Origin of the sequence: Leifsonia aquatica H1aii, from assembly GCF_000633535.1 — a bacterium.
GTDB lineage: Bacteria > Actinomycetota > Actinomycetes > Actinomycetales > Microbacteriaceae > Leifsonia > Leifsonia aquatica_A.
Window position 1 is genome coordinate 1 of the sequence record NZ_AYMR01000012.1, and the last position, 19,402, is coordinate 19,402.

The 19,402-nt window shown below is 70.2% G+C and carries 17 protein-coding genes; 5 read left to right on the plus strand and 12 right to left on the minus strand.

What is annotated here, in order from left to right; translation table 11 throughout:
- Both U870_RS0114000 and U870_RS22625 read right to left on the minus strand, forming a co-directional pair.
- Positions 1 to 1,058: Ig-like domain-containing protein (locus tag U870_RS0114000; protein ID WP_029947628.1), on the minus strand; the 1,058-nt coding region annotated here is incomplete at its 3' end.
- A 309-nt stretch (positions 1,059 to 1,367) separates the two neighbouring features.
- Positions 1,368 to 2,951 (minus strand): DUF7507 domain-containing protein, encoded by a 1,584-nt coding sequence (locus tag U870_RS22625; protein ID WP_162819158.1) that lies wholly within the window; start codon positions 2,949 to 2,951, stop codon positions 1,368 to 1,370.
- Positions 2,952 to 3,178: 227 nt separating this feature from the next.
- On the opposite strand from U870_RS22625, the gene U870_RS0114010 reads away from it, so the two are divergent.
- A complete protein-coding gene (locus U870_RS0114010) occupies positions 3,179 to 3,457 on the plus strand; it encodes a hypothetical protein (protein WP_025158011.1) in 279 nt (92 codons plus the stop codon).
- 71 nt (positions 3,458 to 3,528) lie between these two features.
- Entirely contained in the window at positions 3,529 to 3,684 is a 156-nt protein-coding gene (locus U870_RS24665) for a hypothetical protein (RefSeq protein ID WP_025158012.1), read from the plus strand.
- A gap of 25 nt (positions 3,685 to 3,709) precedes the next feature.
- Here U870_RS24665 and U870_RS0114020 read toward each other — a convergent pair whose 3' ends face one another.
- The 8 genes from U870_RS0114020 to U870_RS0114055 form a co-directional block, all read right to left on the minus strand.
- A complete protein-coding gene (locus tag U870_RS0114020) occupies positions 3,710 to 5,323 on the minus strand; it encodes a sulfatase-like hydrolase/transferase (RefSeq protein WP_025158013.1) in 1,614 nt (537 codons plus the stop codon).
- Positions 5,324 to 5,400: 77 nt separating this feature from the next.
- A complete protein-coding gene (locus U870_RS24415) occupies positions 5,401 to 7,500 on the minus strand; it encodes an acyltransferase family protein (RefSeq protein WP_162819159.1) in 2,100 nt (699 codons plus the stop codon).
- A gap of 397 nt (positions 7,501 to 7,897) precedes the next feature.
- The gene (locus U870_RS0114030) at positions 7,898 to 8,227 is read right to left on the minus strand and encodes a carboxymuconolactone decarboxylase family protein (RefSeq protein ID WP_025158015.1); all 330 of its coding nucleotides are present in this window, start codon (positions 8,225 to 8,227) and stop codon (positions 7,898 to 7,900) included.
- Positions 8,224 to 8,631: a (R)-mandelonitrile lyase gene (locus tag U870_RS0114035; RefSeq protein WP_025158016.1), complete on the minus strand. Its 408-nt coding sequence runs from the start codon at positions 8,629 to 8,631 to the stop codon at positions 8,224 to 8,226. The genes U870_RS0114030 and U870_RS0114035 overlap by 4 nt, the downstream gene beginning before the upstream one ends.
- A 68-nt stretch (positions 8,632 to 8,699) precedes the next feature.
- Positions 8,700 to 9,719 carry a zinc-dependent alcohol dehydrogenase family protein gene (locus U870_RS0114040; protein WP_025158017.1) on the minus strand — a complete coding sequence of 340 codons (1,020 nt, stop codon included), beginning with the start codon at positions 9,717 to 9,719 and terminating at the stop codon, positions 8,700 to 8,702.
- Between the two features lie 174 nt (positions 9,720 to 9,893).
- Complete coding sequence (locus tag U870_RS0114045; protein WP_025158018.1) at positions 9,894 to 10,505, minus strand: hypothetical protein; 612 nt, start codon at positions 10,503 to 10,505, stop codon at positions 9,894 to 9,896.
- A 16-nt stretch (positions 10,506 to 10,521) separates the two neighbouring features.
- Positions 10,522 to 10,977 (minus strand): hypothetical protein, encoded by a 456-nt coding sequence (locus U870_RS0114050; protein WP_025158019.1) that lies wholly within the window; start codon positions 10,975 to 10,977, stop codon positions 10,522 to 10,524.
- A 112-nt stretch (positions 10,978 to 11,089) separates the two neighbouring features.
- Positions 11,090 to 11,776, minus strand: coding sequence for a CD225/dispanin family protein (locus U870_RS0114055; protein WP_025158020.1), 687 nt, complete (start codon positions 11,774 to 11,776; stop codon positions 11,090 to 11,092).
- Positions 11,777 to 12,298: 522 nt separating this feature from the next.
- On the opposite strand from U870_RS0114055, the gene U870_RS0114070 reads away from it, so the two are divergent.
- From U870_RS0114070 to U870_RS0114080, 3 genes are all read left to right on the plus strand, one after another.
- On the plus strand, positions 12,299 to 14,317 hold the full coding sequence (locus U870_RS0114070; RefSeq protein WP_115644446.1) for an Ig-like domain-containing protein: 2,019 nt from the start codon (positions 12,299 to 12,301) through the stop codon (positions 14,315 to 14,317).
- A gap of 247 nt (positions 14,318 to 14,564) precedes the next feature.
- On the plus strand, positions 14,565 to 14,759 hold the full coding sequence (locus U870_RS0114075) for a hypothetical protein (protein WP_025158023.1): 195 nt from the start codon (positions 14,565 to 14,567) through the stop codon (positions 14,757 to 14,759).
- Positions 14,756 to 15,043 carry a hypothetical protein gene (locus U870_RS0114080; protein ID WP_162819161.1) on the plus strand — a complete coding sequence of 96 codons (288 nt, stop codon included), beginning with the start codon at positions 14,756 to 14,758 and terminating at the stop codon, positions 15,041 to 15,043. The genes U870_RS0114075 and U870_RS0114080 overlap by 4 nt, the downstream gene beginning before the upstream one ends.
- Positions 15,044 to 15,222: 179 nt before the next feature.
- On the opposite strand, the gene wecB is transcribed toward U870_RS0114080, so the two are convergent.
- Positions 15,223 to 16,344, minus strand: a complete 1,122-nt coding sequence (gene wecB, locus U870_RS0114085) for a non-hydrolyzing UDP-N-acetylglucosamine 2-epimerase (protein WP_115644447.1) — start codon at positions 16,342 to 16,344, stop codon at positions 15,223 to 15,225.
- A gap of 353 nt (positions 16,345 to 16,697) precedes the next feature.
- Entirely contained in the window at positions 16,698 to 19,244 is a 2,547-nt protein-coding gene (locus U870_RS0114090) for a helix-turn-helix domain-containing protein (RefSeq protein ID WP_025158026.1), read from the minus strand.
- Positions 19,245 to 19,402 lie beyond the last annotated feature (158 nt).

Consider the following 19,402-nt stretch of genomic DNA (forward strand, 5'->3'; position numbering starts at 1 on the left):
GGGGTGGTGACCTCGAGCTTGGCGATGACGTTCAGGTCCTCGATGGTGACGGTCTGGTCGCCGGACTCGACGGTGACGGTGCCGCCTCCGGGGAGCGGGACCGTGGTGTTCCAGCTGCCGTCGGGGTTGACCGTGGTCTCGCCGATCGGCGTGCCATCCTTGTCCTTGATCACGACGGTGTCGCCGGGATTGCCGGTGCCGTCGAAGGTGACGTCCGGGCCGACGATCGTGTCACCGCCCTGCGGGGTGGTCACCACCAGCGGGTCCGAGGACTCGGTCATGGTGTAGACGCCCTCCGCGATCGTGACGGGCGAGCCGGACACGTTCGCGACGACCTTGAGGTAGATGTCGCCGTTGAGCGGGGCCGGGTCGAGGGTCAGGGACCACTTCTTGTCCGCACCCACCGTTCCGGTGCCGATGACGACGCCGTTCGGGTCGACCACCGTGATGACGGTGTTCGGCTCCCCGGTGCCCGTGAACACCGTCTCCGGGGTGATGTCCGAGCCAGGCAGCGGGGTGGTCAGGGTCGGGGCGGTCGGAACGGGAACGGCCCGCGTGAGCGTGCCGGACCAGTCGCTGTAGTAGCCCGCGCTGATCCCGTTCGCGCTTGCGGCCTTGTACCCACTGGAGGAGAGGAGCGCCAGGAACGGGTAGGCGCCGGTGCTCCGGAAGCCGTACGCCGTTCCCGAGGTCACACCGGTCCAGACCTGGCGGAGGGCCGTGTCGTTGCAGGTCTCCAGGGCGGCAGAGTTCTGCGATTGCGTGTTCGGCAGGTACAGGCACATCCCGCCCGTCGAGATCGGACCGGAACTCCCACTGGCGGGGAACGTCCAGATCGGAGCGCTCGCCGGGACAGCGCCCGAGTACGTCTTTCCCACCAGATCGGTGTCCAGGTACCGGGACCCGCCGAAGGCGAAGGTGAGGATGGGGCCGGTGAGCATGTCGGTGCCGGCGGCGCTGGCCGGGGCGGCGACGGCGAGACCGCCGGCCGCGAGGCCGAGGAGCGCCGCGCCGGCGATCGCGGCGCGGCTTGCTCTCTTCTTGAATGAGTTCTTCACAGTGTGACTCTCTTACTCGGGTTGGTGCCGACTCACGCCGGGCATCGGGATCGCGAGCTCTAGGACTGCGCGCTCGCGTGCGCGGCACCATCGGCGATCTCGGTCATCGACGGATCGGTCGCAGTGCCGAGAAAAGCTAACCATCGCAGCAAGCCAACATTTCAGCATTCCAACCCGCATTCCGCAGTGCGGGTCCGCGACTTACGCAGCCTCCCGGCGCCCCCAGTAGGCGAGCGCGCACGAACTCAGCACTCGGCCGCACCGTCGGGCGGAGTCCTCGGACCGGGGAGTCGCAAACGCGCTCTCTGCTCAGTCCGCCGTCGTGCGCCCGGGCCGCTTCGCGCGCGCCGTGGCCAGCAGAATCGCCCCGAGCAACGCCATAGCGACCCCCGCGCCGATCACCCGGCCGACCGGTCCCGACCCACTGTCCGCCAGCGCGACGGCGCCACCCGGCGTGGTGCCCGCGGGGCCGGCCGGCGGCACCAGGTCGACCGTCGCGGAGGCCGGATCCGAGGTCACGGGGGAGCCGTCCGGTGCGGTGCCGCCGGCCGTCGCGGTGTTGACGATGCGCCCCGCTGCCGCATCGGCCGCCGTGGTCGTGTAGCTGCCGGAGCAGGTGGTCGACGCAGCCGGGGCGAGGGAGGTCTGGGCGCAGGTCGCGTCCCGCACCAGCGGGTCGTCGATCGCGAGGGCGTCGACCGTGGTCCCTCCTGTGTTCGTGACCGTGAAGAGGTAGCGGACGACCGTGCCCGCCACGGCGGGGATCGGCCCTGTCGTCTCGACGGACTTCTTCAACGCGAGCGCCGGCAGCGGCGCGAGCGCCTGGACCCGGAGCGTCCGGATGAGGTGGACGTCGGTGAAGAGACCGGTGGAGGCGGCGAATCCGAGCTTGTAGGTCGTCGGGACCGGCTGCGGCGCGGGGAAGGAGAGAACCTGTTGGGTGCCTGCACCGTCGTGGAAGTCGATGGTCACGGTCACCGTCGGGTCCGGCGCGGGAGTGATGTCGATCGTCACCGTCCGCTTCGACGGTTCCAGCAGTGCGGCGGCCGTCGCGGCGTCGGTGCCGGGTGGGAGGCTCGTGAGCGGCCCCTGCAGTTGCCCGGGCAGCGAGGACGGCCACGGTCCGGTGGTCGTGAGGTTGGGGGTGGTCGCCGTGAGGAAGCAGTATCCCGTCACGCCGTCGCCGGGGCCGCGGACGGTGACCATGTTCGCTCCGGGGGCCGGAACGTAGAACGCGGTGCCGGAGGGGGAGCGTTGCGCGCAGCCGTCGCCGCGGTGCTCCCAGTCGCCGAAGTAGTTGCCGAGCACGTCCAGGCCGACTCCGAGGTAGCCGCCGTTCACCCCGGGGATGGTGGTGCCCGCCGGGTCGTCGTCGGGCAGCTTCTGCGCGTAGCCGAGACTGCCGCCGAATGCCCCGGGAGCGTCGAGCGCGGCGGATCCGTCGACCAGGAAGAACGCGATCCCGTCGGCGGGGGAGGGAACCTGGGTGCCGCCGTACTGCCACTGCTCGAAGCTGATCTCGACCCCGGTCGTCGACGGGATGGGCTTCTCGTAGAGCAGGGCGCCGGCCCGGTCGTTCGCGGCGTCCGTCAACTGGAGGTAGCCGTCCGGTGCGCCGCCCGACGGCGGAACCGGCCCGACACCGGAGGCCGGGCACCCGGAGAGCGGATGCTCTCCCGGTGCGGCGGCGACCACGGGTGCCGCACCGGTCAGGCACGCGGAGCCGTAGCCCTGGAACTCGGCGGCGACGCTCGTGCCCCGGAAATCCTCGTCGATCAGCACCGGCCCGCTCGCCTGCGCCTGCGCCGCTGCGGCGGAGCCGACCGCGGTGCTCAGCCCGATGATGACGGCCGCGAGGCCGCCGATCCGCCACATCCTGCTGCGAGTGCGCATGCTCCGGCCTCCCCGTGACCTGGTTGCGATGCGGTCAGGATAGCGGCCGATGGCAGCGCGGGGGAGGGGCGACCGGAGCGGAGCGGCTCGTCGGCCGGCCCGATGATGGCCTTTGGGCGCGTGCGAATACCATCCGCCGGACGGCCGATCAACCCCTCGTCCGAAAGTTGCCGCCCCGGCGCTTTGTCCCGATGATCGGAGGTGTCCACCACCGAGAAGGAGTTCGCATGAGCCGTGCAGTCGAGGAGACGTCCCGCGTCGAATGGCACACCCCCGTGGACGGACTCTGGGTCGCCGAGACCCCCGACGACTACCTCGGAATGGTCGACCTCGGCACGGACGGCTTCGTGGGCACGGGCGCCACCGGCCAGGAGCTGGGCGTGTTCCCGACCCTGCAGCGCGCACAGCTCGCGGTGTACGCGCGCTGGTTCCGCGCCGCCGAGCCCACCGCGTCCACGACGACAACCGCGTCCACCGAGACGAAGCCCGAAGCCGCCCTCAGCTGAGGCCCCGGAACCCTCCGGCGCGCACCCGAACCGGGGGCAGCGCTCCCGTACCGAAGAAAGAAGGCCGAGCCATGCTCGCACTCATCATCGTCCTGCTCATCATCTGGGCCGTCCTCGCCGTCCTCGGCTTCGCCGTCAAGGGTCTGCTCTGGCTGGCCATCCTCGGGCTGGTGTTCTTCGTGATCACCGCGATCGTCGGATTCCTTCGGCGCAACACCAAGTCCTGAGCGGACACGTGAGTGTCTGGGGCGGCTACGAGCCGCCCCAGAACCGCGCGTAGAGGTCCTTCGACGGGGCCAGTACGAGCTGCTTGCGCGCCGCCGGATCGAGGTCGTACAGCGTGCCCGTCAACGGGTACGCGCCGAGCGCCGACACCCCGATCCCCGCACGACCCTCGGGTAGCGTGAAGCCCAGCAGGTCGAGGATCGACGGGAGCATGGCGTACTGATCCGTGGACGTGCGGTGCACCTTCACGTCGTCCGGGCTCCAGAACCGGTTGAACACCGTCCGGTTGACCCCGACCGCGGACTTCCCGGCGAAGAGCTGCTCGTCCGGCATCATGTACTTGTGGTCGCCCATGATCACCACGACGGTGTCCTCGAGCGCACCCGTCGCCTCGAGGTGCTGCACGAACCCGGCGACGTACTCCATCGAGCAGTGGATCGCGCGCTCCAGGTCGTTCCCGGGCCCTGTGCAGGTGCTGCCAGGAAGTCCGGGCCGGTGCGAGTCCACGCTGAGCAGGGTGAGGTTGAACGGCTCGCCGGTCGCCCGGAGCTCGTCGACCTTGTCGGCCGCGTGCGCGAAGAGGCGCTCGTCCTCCAGACCCCACGTGTTCATCCGGGTCTCGCCGGCGGCCTTCCAGGTGGTCCTGTCCATGAAGTCCGCGTAGCCGTGGTCCGTCATGAACAGCTTCTTGTTGGCGAAGGTGCCATCGGCGCCGCCCATGAAGTGGTTGGTGTAGCCGGCGTCCTCGAGCACATCGCCGAGGCAGGTGATGCCGGGTAGGTAGTGCTCGGCGTGGGCGCCGATCTCGTTGAAGGTCTCCTCGCCCCCTTCGTCCTCGCCCGCGGTCGCCGCGCCGCCGCCGGCACTCTTGATCGGGATCCCGCACTGGGTCGCCACGATGCCGGCCATCGTCCAGCCGAGGCCGTCGCCCTGCGCGAGGGAGTCGATCTGGTGCCACCCGTCTCCGGTGACCGCCTGCAGCGGCTCCAGGAGGTTGCGGACGAAGAGGGTCTCGTCCGCGAAGGTCGGCTCCATCGACTCGAGGTAGATGGTGACGAGGTTCCGCTTCGTCTCCGGAGCGGTCGCCGCTCCCGGGTCGCGATAGACGTCGCTGAGCGAGTCCGTGGACGTCTGGGCGGCGAGCGACTGCCGCAACGACATCTGGTCGGCCAGCGCGGGGGCGGTACCGGCGACCAGGCCGATGGACAGCGTCAGGGCGATCGCACGCCAGGCGCGCCCAGGCTTGCGGGGAGGCCGGGCCTCTCCCGGGCGCAGCGGCCCCTCCGCCTGCTCGGGACGGGCGGTCTTCGCGCGTCGGCGACGGCGCAGGCGGGAGACGACTCGGAGCACGACCGCGACGACCACCGCGGTGACGGCGACGAGCAGGATCGGGGTGAGGAGCCCGTCGACCAGGAAGCTGTCGACCAGCGAGGTGTCGCCGGTGTTGACCCCCTCGGCGCCGCCGGCCAGGTTGAGGATCATCTGGTCGACCGTGATCACCCCGAAGTTGCTGTCGATCCAGCGGGTGATGAAGAAGAACATCGCGCCGAGGAGCCCGAGGATCACCGCTCCGACGTAGATCCGGGTGGCGGCCGAGAACGGTCGGATGCCCTCATCGATGCTCTGGGGTGCGGCGGTCATGGGTACGGTCGTCCGATCTCGGGTCATCGTGCGGTCGCCTTTCCGGGGGCGGCGGTCGTTCAGCGGGCGGTCTTCGGTCATCGTGCTGTCGCCTCGGCATTGGTCGCGCCGCGGTAGGCGGTCAGGACTTCGGCGGACAGCCACGGGGCGATCTGCTGCTTGCCCGCATCGCTGAAGAGCACGCGGCCGTCGGTGTAGAGGTCGTCGCCCATCAGGGTCTTCGTCGTGCACGCGGCGTCCGTGCAGACCTGGCTCTGCAGATCCAGCAGGCCGAGCCGGGGGCTCTCTGCGACGACCTCCTCGAGCACCGCGTTGAAGGCCGCGGCCTGCTCCGTCGTGGCGTCCCCGCTGTGGAGCCGGGCATTCGCCAGGAGCAGCTTCGAGTGCGGACCGGCCATCGTGGCCACCTTCTCGAGCTCGGCGCGGTAGCGCTCGGCCGTCGCTGCGTCCGTCAGGTCGGTCCAGGCGCCGTCCACCCGCTGCGAGCGGGCGTCGCCGCTCACGTCGACGATCACGATGTCGGGCTGCGCGGTCGCGATCGCGTTCGCCCACCGGTCCTCCCAGCCGGCGCAGCTCGCGGGCCTCGTGGAGACGCGACCGTCCGCGGTGCGCTGCTCCGCGGCGCCGGTGATGCCGCATCCCGCCATTCCGGCCGGGATGATCGTGAAGACGTCAGGGCTGGTCGCCTCCTCGTCATCGTTCTCGGTGTAGTCGAGGGCGGTGCCGAGGTTGTTGGCACGGGTGTCGCCGAGGGCGAGGACGGTGATGTCGCCGGTGCCGAGCGGAGCGGCCAGTTTCGCAGCGGGCAGGTACCAGAGGGCCGTCGTCGTGGCGACGACGGCGGCAGCGATGGCGATGATGGCCTGCTTGTTCCATCGCAGCCGGCCGAGGGGCTCCATGGCCATGTGGTGCAGGAGCGTGCCGACGAGCAGCGTCGCGGGGACGCCGAGGACGAGGACGTCCAGCGGCGAATCGGTCGGGGCGAGCCGGTGGACGATCCAGAAGATCGGCAGGTGGACGATGAAGAGCGTGTACGCCGCCGACCCCATTCCCACGAAGGGTGTGAAGTGGAAGAACCGGTTCACCTGGTTGACCGGGCTCGTGAGTGTCAGCACCAGGATCGCTCCGAGCGCGGCCGCGAGGGCGAACCCGTAGGTGTAGAGCCACGGGTCAGTGTAGGAGGTGATCTGCATCGACAGCACGACGAGCGACACGATGCTGGCGACGGAGAGCAGGGAGACGGCGGTGCTGCGGCCGACTCGCGTGAGGCGGGCGACGGCCGGTCGCCGCGGCACCCGGCGCTTGGCACCCAGTCGGCTGCGGCGCTGCACGACGAGATAGCTGATCGCCGCCGCGGCGGCGCCGGCGAACAGTGCGAGGGCATGCGTGTCGGTGCCGAGGTAGGTCCGTTCCGCACCGGCAGCCGCGACGCCGGTGCGGGCCAGGAGCGCGCTCACCACGGCGCCGGTGATCGAGAGGCCGAGCACCAGGATCGCGGTGATCGGCGACCACTGCCAGCCCGTGGGCCCGGATCGGCGACCGAACCGGCGGCTGAGTGCGCGTCCGAGCGCCAGCACGGCGAAGATCAGCAGGGGCCACACGCGGAAGAACTGCTCGATGACGGCGACCACCCAGAGATGACTGAGCGGGCTGAGCCGGTCGAAGCCGTCGGAGTAGAGGGCGTCCGCGCCGATCTCCTCCCAGTTGTTGATCAGCAGCAGGGACGCGAGGGATTGCTTGGAGAACCGTTCCACCTCGTCGTAGGTGCCCAACTGGAGGATCGCGACCAGGGAGATCCCGATCGTGAGGGCCAGCACGGGGACGAGCGGCTTCAGCCGGCCCAGGTAGAAGCGGATGAGCCGGAGTGTGCCGGTGCCGTGGTGCTCCTTCAGCATCCCGTGCGTGACGGAGAAGCCGAGCAGGAGCAGCAACAGGTCGATGCTCAGGACGCTGGAGCCGCCGATGCCGGAGTCGATGAGGAGGATGAGGAGGATGACCGCCCCGCGGAGGCCGGTGACCGCGCGCAGCGGAGTCTCGACCAGGGCGAGGGGGAAGCGGGCGGAGCGGGATCGACTGCCGGCGTGCGGGCGGACGGCCCGGCGGCGCCGGGTGCTGCGTGGGGGCACGGCCGCGGTGGGCATGGTCTCCGCATCGTCGCCGATGCCGCTGTCCGTCATGCCGCGAGAATCGAACGGGTCGGTCGTGAGGGGTGTCGCGTGGGGCTCGGCGAGATCAATCGGGGAAATCGGCTGCACCATCCGTCCCTTTCTGTGAGGTGCCTCGTCGGCAGGCGGCGGCCGCGGGTCGGCCGCGCCGGAAGTCGCTCCTCGATCAACACCGTCCAGAACAACTCGGATCGGCTCGGGATGCACGGGTATGCGCGCGAGCCGATCAGCAACAACGAAGAGGTCCATCGAATCGTGCAAATGCCGCCGATTCAGCGGTGTGCAGCCGCTATGGCGTAACCGGCATCGGCATCCCCGTATACACGCGGTGATTCTCGGTGGTGGGAGCCCCCTCTCCGTAGTCGGATGTGCGTCCCTCGACTGCCGTCGGGCCGGCGATCCCGGCCGCTCAACCCGCCCCGAACACCTCCTTCGCCATGGCCATGGCGGACATCGCCTTCGGCCATCCCGCGTAGAACGCGAGGTGCGTGATCGCCTCGATCAGTTCGCCTTCCGTCGCCCCGTTGTCGCGCGCGAAGGCGAGGTGGAAGCGGAGCTGCTCGACGTTCCCGCCGGCGAGGAGGGCGGCGACGGTGACCAGGCTGCGGTCACGCTTGGAGAGCTCCGGTCGCTCCCACACCTCGTCGAAGAGCACTCGGTCGGTGTAGTGGACCAGCCCCGGCGCGAAGTCGCCGAACGTGTTCCGGCCGCCGGTCCATCCGGTCGTCTCGTCGGTCATGCGCGCTTCCCTTCGTACTCGTCGTCGGTGACGTGCTCTTTCCAGGTGGTGGTCGCCGCCGGATCGTCGGCGGACTCGAGGACGGCGAGGTGCTCCATGAAGCAGCCGGGCGCGGCCGCGTGCCAGTGGTCCTCGCCGGGAGGCGTGTAGAGGGTCTCGCCGGGATGCACCTCGATGATGCTGCCGTCGCGGGCGCCGAACCGGGCGACCCCCTGGGTCACGCGCAGGTACTGGCCCCGCGCATGGCTGTGCCAGGCGGTGCGCGCACCCGGGGCGAAGCGGACGATCGCCGCGGTGGTGCGCTGGTCGGCCTCGTGGGGTGCGACGATCGGGTCGACCCAGACGTCGCCGCTGAAGTGCTCCGGCGCGTTCTTCACGGTGGGTGCAGTGGGTTCGATGTTCATGGTGGTTCCTTTCGCGGGTGGTCTGCGTCGGCGGATCGAGACGTCGGCGGATCGGCACGTCGGCGGGCTCAGAGGGTGAGCAGCACCTTGGTCGCCGTGCGTCGATCCATAGCGTCGTACCCTTCGGCCGCGCGGTCGAGGGGGAGGGCCAGGTCGAAGACGCGACCCGGGTCGATCTCGCGGTTCCAGATGCGCTGGATGAGGTCGGGGAGGAAGCGTCGCACCGGGGCCGGGCCGCCGTGCAGGTGCACCGCGGAGAAGAACAGTTCGGCTCCAGGGAGGTCGACGCCGTGCGAGACGCCGACGAAGCCGACGTGGCCGCCGGGCCGGGCGGCACGGATGGCCTGCATCATCGACTCCTGCGTGCCGACGGCCTCGATGACCGAGTGCGCCCCCAGTCCGCCGGTGAGCTCGCGGACCTTCGCCACCCCGGCGTCGCCCCGCTCCTCCACGATGTCCGTCGCGCCGAACGCGCGCGCGAGCTCCTGGCGATCGGCGTGGCGCGACATCGCGATGATGCGCTCGGCGCCGAGCTGCGCGGCGGCCAGCACCCCCATCAGGCCGACCGCGCCGTCCCCGACGACGGCGACGGTCTTGCCCGGGCCCGCTTCAGCGGCGACGGCGGCGAACCATCCCGTTCCGAGCACGTCGGAGGCCGCGAGGAGGGACGGGATGAGGTCGGCGTCGGGCCGCCCGGGAGTCGCCACCAGGGTGCCGTCCGCCATCGGGATGCGTGCCTTCTCGGCCTGAGTGCCGATCCCGCCCATCATGACGGCGTGCACGCAGCGCGACTCGTAGCCGGCGCGACAGATCTCGCAGGTGCCGTCGGAGGCGACGAACGAGCCGACTACGAAGTCGCCCGGCTTCACCGTGCGCACCGCAGCTCCGACCTCCTCCACCACGCCGACGTACTCGTGCCCCATGGGCGCGTGGTCGGGATGATCCACGCCGCGATACGGCCACAGGTCGGACCCGCAGATGCAGGTGGCCGACACACGGATGATCGCGTCGGTCGGCTCGATGATCGTCGGGTCCTCGCGCTCGTCGACGCGGACGTCGCCGGGGCCGTGCATGATCACTCCGCGCATGGGGGGACTCCTTCTTCCGGGATGGGGATGCCCCCAGTCCACCCTGCGCGTCGCGCGCGTGGGAGTGTCTGCCGGGACGGGTACTGGCAGGGCACCTCTCCGGGGCCTGGAAGGATGTACTCTTTCCGACGATCCGCAGGCCCGTGGTACCGCGTATCGTCTCGGTCGCCCGGACTACGCCGACGGATCGTGGCCGTCGCCGGCCGAGTGGTCGTGCTTCGCCGCGTCGGGGGACGCCTGGCCCTCGGTCGCGTTCACACCCTCGGGACCGGCCGCCGAGAGGTGATCGAGCAGCTCGTCGAGGCTGCCGAACGTCATCGTCTCGTCGTCGTTGTCGCGCTCGTCGATCTCGACGTCGTCGAACGCGAGGTCTTCGTCGAGCAGCACCCGGATCACGCTGTCGGGGAACTGCCGGGGTGCGTCGAAGGAGAGCAGCACGACGTCCACGAAGACGACGACCGACTTCAGCGCCAGGTCGTCCCGCAGATCGATCTGCTCCGCGCCCGGTTCGTCGCCGACCGCGTCCTCGATCTCGGACGCCGTCCGCTTGATGACCGTCTGCCAGGCCGGAGGGGTGAGCGCCAGGAACCGCTCGACCCGGTCGGTGAGCGCGGACACGTCGAGGGTGCCGCGGTCTTCCACCTCCGGATCGACGTTGACCATGACATCGCCGCCGATCGGTTCGAAGCGGGCGGGGCCGTAGACGAACGAGTCCTCGATCGCGGGCGAGGCGAGGAGCCCGCGCCGCTGGAGCTCGTCGGACAGCGAGGTGAGGGATGCGGTCATTCCTGCAGGCTAGCGGTCAGACCGCCGAGAGGAGCTGCCGGCTGGGCGCGTAGTCGATCTTCCAGTCGACGTACACTCCCGCGAGCCCGCACCGGTCGCACTCGAGCCCGACGCTCACCCAGCGCACCTCTCCGTCGCCGGTGACGGCGAATCCTGCGGCCACGGCGAACGCGGTGCCGCCGCAGGTGCAGGTCGCCTCGACGAGGTCGGCCTCGTCGGCGATCGACGCGCACTCGAGCATCGCGACCTCGGTGTCGCACGCGAGGCAGAGCCGGATCGCCGCGCCCTCCGTGTCGTCGATCCCGAGGCCGAACCGGGTCGATCCGCACTCGCAGACCGCGGCGACCACGTCGTCGACCGCATAGCCGCCGGCCTCGTAGTCGGCGATGGAGGCGGCGAGGGCCGGCGAGGCGGCCGCGGCCGCGGCCGCGGCAGGGGAACCAGGGGAAGCGGGGGAGTCGGGCGATGTCACGGCTCGACGGTAGCAGGACGACGGGAGCCGGCCGTCGTGCGGATGGGTCGGGTGAACGCACCGCGGCCCGCCTCGATCGAGGCGGGCCGCGGTGGTGAGGCGATGCGGAAGGCTACTTCGCCGCCCGGACGGAGCCGGTCAGCTCGGAGTCGTCGCCCGGGGTGAGGAAGCAGACCAGGGTGCGCTTGCCCGCGCTCCAGAACTCTTCGGAGGGGGCGAGGTAGTGCTCGGTGTAGGTGCCGGCCGCCTCCGCGCCCACGTAGTCGGTGAGCGGCGCTCCTACGCAGTTCTCGACGGCGGCTTCGACGATCGCGCTCTTGCCGGGGTAGTCGCGGCCCTTCAGCTCGGCCGTGTTGTAGACCTCACCGGTGTGCGGCTGCGCGCAGTCGATGGGCGGGACGCCCGGGGTCATGGAGCTCGTCGGAGCGGTGAAGCAGTCGCCCGCCTGGAGGTCATAGGTCGCCACACCGGGTCCCTTGTAGGGGTCTTCGGCGACGGTGGAGCCGGCGAGTCCGAGTGTCAGGACGACGAGGAGCACCGAGAGGGCCCAGCCCGCGACGCCGACGCAGGTCGCGACGATGGAGAGCGTCTTGGCGGTCCGGCTCGCGGCGGCGGCGGCGGGGAGGTCGTGCGCCTCGATGGCCTTGCGGGTGGCGACCGACTTGAGGATCGCGAAAAGACCCACCGGCCAGAACAGCACGGTGGAGACGATCGCGAAGACGAGATGCGTCGACGGCGTGCGGGCGGGGGCGGCCTCCGCGGATCGGCGGGTCTGCGGGGCGGTGGGTTCGGTCGTCATGGGTACTCTCCACGTTCGGGTCGGGGGTGCCGCCCCGGGATCGGGCGGCGGGATGATCGGGCGATGCGGGTTGGCCGTCCGGCGGGACGCGCGGACGGACCAGGCGCTGCGGCTCGTGATGGCCGAACTGTGACAGGGCCGTCGGGCATCGGCAGGCGCGCTCGATATCGAGGCTACGAGCGGCCGCTTTCCGCTTCAGTAGCGGGGTCGCGGATCTGCGAAACGGCTCCCTGGATGTCGGTAGCGGGACGCAGCTGCACGGGGCCTCCGGTCCGCGGGCACGCCCTGTCCCGGATACGGAGATCGTCGCCGGGTTTCCCGCGAGAGCCGGGCGCCGATCACTGAGGTGCGGCGCTCGGTCGCGGATCCCGAGGGTTCGCGTTCGTACCGTCGTTGATGGCGCGCGAACCGCTCTGTCGCATTCCTCCCGCAGCTGCACCGCGGGAGGGGATCACCTAACCGCATGATCTCGGCAGACGCACGCTACTGCCCATTCCTAGCAACCCGACAGAAAGTCACACGTTGAAGAACTCATTTAAGAAGAGAGCCGGCCGCGCCGCCCTGGCGGGCGCCACCCTGCTCGGCCTCACCGCCGGTGGCCTCGCCTTCGCCGCGCCCGCCAGCGCCGCCGAGCCGACCGGCCAGGTGACCGGCCCGCTCCTCAACTTTCGAGGTGCCATGACCCAGGATCTCGTGCTGTACCCGAACAACCCGGCCTATAAGAGATACGACACGGGCAACGAGACCCAGATTCTGGCAGCGATGGCCGCCGCGCCGAAGTTCCAGTACCCCTCTGCAGGGAACATCGGCCCGATCGTCGCTTCGAACGGCCTCTGCGTCACTATGCAATCGAGCAAGACCGGTAACGCGGCGATGCTCTCCTGCACCGGCGCCAAGAACCAGCAGTGGACCGCGGGGGCGGGCGTCAGGGACGGGACGTCAGTGACCACATTCCAGAACGTGCAGTACCCCAACATCGACAACAACGTCTCTACCCCGGGCTTCCTGATCGCGGGACCAACCTCCCCGTCGGGAATGACGGTTGTAGCACCCACCATCGCGTACATGAGCTTTGGATGGCGCACGGATCTGATGGTTGTGCCCCGGGCCCTGACGTCGCCTCTCTCCGGCACCATCACCCCAGCGACCGTGTTCTCGGGCACCGGCCCGGTCGGTGACGTCGTCGTGATCCAGGATGGCGCGGGCACGACCGTCGGCACGGCCGTCGTGGACAGCACCGGCAAGTGGTCGCTGACGTTGTCCAACCCGCCGGCCAACGGCGCGGTCGACCTGACTGTCGTCATGTCCGGTGACGGTACCGCGCTGGAGACGGTCGCGACCGGTTCGTACACGATGAGCGGCTCGACGGAGCCCTCTTCGTACACCGGCCCGACCAGCGGCAACGTCACCCCCGACACCGTGTACACCGGCACCGGTGCCAAGGGTGAGACCGTCACCATCACCGACAAGGCCGGCACCGTCCTCGGCACCACCACCATCGGTGAGGACGGAAAGTGGTCGCTGAAACTCGACCCGGCTCCGATCAACGGCTCCCTGGACCTGACGGTCACCATCGGCGACCAGAAGGTCGCGGATGTCACCGTCGCCATGACCGGTTCCGACGAGGCTCCCTCGTACACCGGCCCCACCAGCGGCAACGTGACGCCCGACACCCAGTACACCGGTACCGGTGCCAAGGGTGAGACCGTCACGATCACCGACAAGGCCGGCAACGTCCTCGGCGAGACCGTAGTCGGTGACGACGGAAAGTGGTCGTTGACCCTGGACCCGGCCCCGATGAACGGCAGCACCGACCTCACCGTCTCCATCGGTGGCCAGAAGGTCGCCGATGTGAATGTCACGATGACGGGTTCGGATGAGCCGCGTGCGCTGATCTCGCCTGAGGCGGGCAGCCCGATCACTCCGGACACGGAGTTCTCCGGCACCGGCAACATCGGTGACGTGGTGAAGATCAAGGACAAGGACGGCAACGTTCTCGGCACCGCGGAGGTCGGCAATGACGGAAAGTGGTCCACGACCCTGAACCCGGCCCCGGCGAACGGTGACACGAACCTGGTGATCGAGGTCACCGGCAAGGACGGCACGACCGAGGAGCTCGCCAACGGTTCCTACGAGATGACCGACTCGACCACGAAGTTCGAGGTCCTGACCCCGAACCTGGAGGACACGAACAACATCCCGAACGGGACCGTGTTCACCGGCAAGGGCGAGCCTGGGACGGCCGTGATCATCACGGACAAGGACGGCAACGCCGTCGGCGACGCCACCGTCGACAGCGAAGGCAATTGGTCGGCGACGATCACCGGTCTGGAAGAGGGCGACAACAGCCTGAAGCTGACCTACATCGTTCCTGGTGAGGACCCGGTCGTCATGGATCTCGGACCGATCGTCGTCGTCACCGACGACGCCGGTATCCCGGTCATGGACCCCGCCCTCGCCGGTGGGTTCGGCATGATCCTCCTCGCCGCCGCGGGCGCCTTCGCCGGCCTCCGCCGCCGCCGGGTCGCCACCCAGCAGTAACCAGCGTCTGGCGCGGCTGCGGCCCGCGGCAGACACCCCACGACGGTGCCCCGTCGGTGAACTCCACCGGCGGGGCACCGTCGTCTCTGCAGGCAGCGCCGAGACACGTCATCCTGCCGTCGCGACTACCCACTCGGGCATTCCGGCCTACGGAGATAACGGTCCGCGGCACGCTTCCGCCGTTCCTCCCGCCGTACGCTCAGCGGACCATCGCGCGGGCGCGCGCGGACTCACGAACCTCGAGGAGATGACGACGATGCATGCAGAGATCTTCGTCAGCCAGCAGTCCGGAACGCCGATCCGGGTCGGCTGTCTGTGCGGCCTCCCGGGCGACCACGAACCCCTGCCGGGCACCGCCCGTCGCCTGGTCGACCGCCCCGTGGAGACGACGCTCTCGCGCGACACCACGCACCCCGACACCCGGCGCAGGGCAGAGTCGTGACCGGGTGGCAGCGGCTCACTGTAGGAGGCATCGCCGTGGTCTTCGGCTCCATCGGGCTGTTCTGCCTGGGCGTGCTCAACCTGATGGTGGTCGGTGCGGCCCTCGTCCCCGACGTCGTCGCGACGGTCGGGGGTGTGTTCGGCACGGCGGCGGCCACGCTCGCGGCCGCGGCCGGGCTGGTCTGGTGCGCCTCCGCGCTCCGGGTGCGTCGCACGCCGCCCCCGCGACGTCGGTCCTTCGTCGGAATGCTCCCCGGCGGCGGCCGGCACACGCAGGGGGCCTGAGCGCGGCGCAGGGCGGCCCTCCGCGGTCGGCTGAGCCGTTCGGCCGAGCTGGCGGTCCCGAGGACAACGGTGGACGTCCGAGGGCAGCGCAGGGCGTCAGCCCGTCGGTCGTCGGCACGTCCACGGTGACGGCCGACGAGACGACGCGGCTGAGGGCGGCAGAGAGCCGTCGAGTGCGGTCACGCCGCGAGCATCGACCCCGTCCGCAACCCGACCAGGCTGCGGATCTCGTCGGCGATCCGCTCGGAGGCGGTCCCATCGCCGTACGGGCTCGGTACGGCGGCCAGCGCCCGGTGACGCTCGTCGAGCTCGCCGATCCAACTCTCGACGATCGCAGAGATCTGAGGACCGGGCAGCACGCGCTCGGCGAAGGAGCCCATGACCTCAGGGCGCTCGGTGGAGGCGCGCACGACCAGGAGGGGGCGCTTGATCACGCTGCACTCCTCCTGCACGCCGCCGGAGTCGGAGACCAGCACGGCGGCGGAGGAGGCGAGGGCGAGGAACTCGGGCGGGGTCACGGGGTCGATCACCGTGATCCCGTCGAGCAGGGGCTCGAGCCCGAACTCGCGGATGCGCGCACGGGTGCGCGGGTGCAGCGGCAGCACGACCGGCAGACTCAGGCGGGCGAGCTCCGAGAGGATCGCGGTGAGCGCTTCGACGGAGTCCGTATTCTCCGGGCGGTGGAACGTCCCCAGCACGTAGCCGTCGGCGACCAGACCGCGATCGGAGAGGATCGCGGCGACCTCGGCGGTGGGCAGCCGCTGCGCGTTCACTGCTTCCACGACGGTGTTGCCGGTCAGCACGATGCGCTCTGCCGGAATGCGCTCCGCGCGGAGGTTCTCCACGTTCACGTCGGTGGGGGCGCAGAGCAGGTCGGCGATGTGATCCACCATCACCCGGTTGTGCTCCTCGGGCATGGCGCGGTCGAAGCTGCGGAGCCCCGCCTCCACGTGCACGAGGGGGATGCCCAGTGCGTTCGCGGCGAGAGCGCCGGCGAGAGTCGCGTTGGTGTCGCCTTGGACGACGACGGCTCTCGGTGGACGGGCGGTGAAGATCGCGTCCAGCTGCGTGAGCGTGGAGGCGACCTGCGCGGCACGGCCGGAACCGCCGACGGTCAGGGTGGCCTCGGGCCGGGGGAGGCCGAGAGCCTCCCAGACCGAGCCGGAGAGGGCGGGATCGTAGTGCTGGCCGGTGTGGAAGACCCGGCTCGAGGAGCCGAGGGAATGGATGATGCCGGCGAGCTTGACCATCTCGGGTCGGGTGCCGAGCACGACGGCGATGCCACGGGGGGAGGCGGACATGATTTCCTCTCGGTCGGGGCGCGGGAGGGTACGCGCAAAAACCGCCGTGACGCAGGTTCACGGCGGCGGGTTCGGGTCGGGTTCGGGTGGAACGTGCGGGTATCGGCGGGTGGAGAGGCCGGCCGCCCAAGGGAGGGGCGGCCGACCTCTGAGCGCACGGACCACCCGTTAGTCCGAATACGCAACGTCGCCGCGGAGTGGTACCCGAACTCCGTATCGCGACTGACGTGACTCCACTCTCCCGCCCCTTTCGCACGATCTGGGTGGTGCGGAGGCGATCTCGGTACCGGGCCCGGTCACGTCAGGTAGCGGCGCCCATCCCGATCAGCAGTGAGCCGGGCGGCGTTCGGTTCTCACTCCGAGACCTCGTTCTCGAAGTAATCGCGAAGCATGGTCCGACGGTCCACGCCGATCTTCTTCATGGCGCGCAGGAGGTGGCTCTCGACGGTCCGGACCGACAGCACCAGCTCGTTGGCGATCTGCTGATTGGTCAGGCCGTCCGAAGCGAGCAGCGCGATCTCCTCCTCACGAGCGGTGAGGTCGACGTACCGCGGTCCCCAGCGGACGGCGTCGTAACCCTCGGCGGGAAGCGCGTTCAGCAGGCGCGTCCGGCGCGCGCGGATCGCATGGGCATCGGCCTTCGACCCGCCGCGGTCGGCGGCGGACGCCGCGCGTTCGTACGCGTTGAGCGCGAGCCCGAAACGCCCGCTCTCCTCGAACTGCGCCGCCACCTCCTGGAGCACGGCGGCGTCGTCGCCGATCAGAGCCTCGAGGTACCGCAGTTCGAGACGGAGCAGAGGGGCCTCGACGGGCTCCAGCCGTGGACGCAGCCGCTCCAGGAGTTCGGCATCCGGATCGAGCTCCAGCGCGGCAAGATAGGCGGTCGCCGCCGCGAGCCTCCCGCCGCGCTCCCAGAGCGCGTCTCCGGTCTCGAGCGAGATGGCGACGGCATCGTCGAGTCGCGACTCTGCTGCCGCGGCCTGGGTGCGCGCCCAGCCGCGAGCGCTGCCGGGGATGGTCCCGTCCGGCATGGGAAGCGACTCGGCGTCCGCCAGGCGGAGCAGGGCGACCTTGCGCCGGCCCTGCCGGCTGGCGGCGATGCTCGCCATGATCATCACGGAGAGCTGGGCGGACGGCGGCCACTGGAACGGCTCCCCGAGCGGGAGCACGGACTCGAGCACCTGCTGCACATGGTCGTACCGGCCGTCGAGCATCGAGGCGAACGCGCTGAGCGCGCCGTACGCGCGCATGGCGATCGGATCGAGTTCGCGACGCGCCTCGTCCAGCCCCTTGGCCGCGAGAACGTGAACGGCTGCGGTGTCGCCCTTCATGATCAGGCACATGCCGGCGATGGTCGCGGCCCGCACGTCGGAGAGGGGGTCGGAGCGGTACTCGAACGCGTGCACGTGCCAGAAGGCCTGCGCGACGTCCCCCCGTACCAGATGCAGGTGAGCTCGCGCGCGGTGGAGCGCCGACTGCACGGAGGGGTGCAGGCCGGGCGTGCTGGGATCGGGGAGGCCCAGGGGGTCGGGAACGGTGAGGAGGTCGGCCGCGATCTCGGCGGCACGCGCCACCAGGATCAGGCCGAACGCCCGGTAGCCGGGCGCCGTGCCCTCGAGGTGCTCGACGGCGACCTGAGGCTCGCCGCGCGTGTAGGCGAGGTGCTCGGCGTACAGGACGTGCCGGGTCACCTCGACCTCCTCGTCGCCCACGAGATTCTCGGCGGCCGCGAAGGCGTCGTCGATCTCCGCCGCCTCCGCGGTCGAGGTCATGAGGCATTCGATGTAGGCGACGAAGGCGGCGAGAGTGCCGGATTGCTCCCACACGCTCCGGGCGTCGGCCGTCCGCGCCCGGAGCTGCTCGTTGATCAGGCGGACGAACTGCGGTGTGAGGTTCGCGTCGCCGCCGGACCCGTCGTAGCCGAAGGCGTCCTGCGGATCGAGGAGCGCGCCATAGTGCTCGAGGAGCCGTCGATTGCGGGCCGCACTGGGGGTGTGCCGGAAGTACTCCGCCAGGATGGGTGGGCGGACGCCGATGAGCACGCGGTCGCCGGATGGATAGAGCTCGATCAGGCCGAGCTGCTCCAGCTGTTCCAATTCCAGTGCGGCCACGGCCTCGGCGACGGACTCCAGGTCGTTGATCGCGCCCAGGGCGAGCGCCTCCAGGAGCTCGCGCTGGTCCGCGCCGAGCACGGAGAGCAGCGACTCCATCTGGGCGTTGAGGGAGGGTGACCACAGGTCGCCGTGCGCCGTCCACATGCCGTCCTTCAGCTCCAGCTTGCCCTCGCGTCTGGCCGCCTCGGCGAGCGAGATCGCGATGCCGGAGATGCCGCCCGACTTGGTGTAGAGCCGGGACAGGGTGGCCGGGTCGGGGACGCGGCCGAGGGTGTGCTGCAGCACGTTCTCCAACTCGTCGTATCGCATCGCGGGGAGCCGGATCTCGAACAGGCGGTCGAGGGTCGACGACTTCAAGCCGGTCGGGGTGTCCCGGGCGACCCGGTCGGCGAGCCGGGTGATGACCAGGGGGATGGGGGCGACCGATTGGAGGTAGCTGATCGCGCCCCAGCTCACCTCGTCGAGGTCGTCCCAATCGTCGACGACGAGAAGGGAGGTGGGCTGGGGGAGCAGGTGGGCGAGGTCGTCGACGACGTTCGGCATCGCGGAGACCCGGGCCTCGCGGGCGGAATCGACTCCGGCGAGCGAGAGGGCCAGCAGCGGGAACTCACTGAACGAGGCGACGCCCTTCACCTCGAGGACCTTCCAGCCGCGGGCGGCCAGGTTGTCCACGAGTCGACGGACGAAGGTCGTGCGGCCGCTCCCGCGTTCGCCGACGATGCCGATCGAGGATCCGGCCTCGATGATCTCGACGGCTTGGCTCAGGAGCTGTTCACGGGTGGTCACTTCAGTCCCTCATCAATCGGAACGCGTTCTCCGCTCGCGGCGCCGAGCGGCTGGCGACAACCTATCGGCGGGGTCATCGAGGGCCCGGGAGCCGTTACACCAACACCGTAGGTGCAGACTTCCCGCTCGGTAGTGCCTCGCGAGGAATTCGAGTAGTC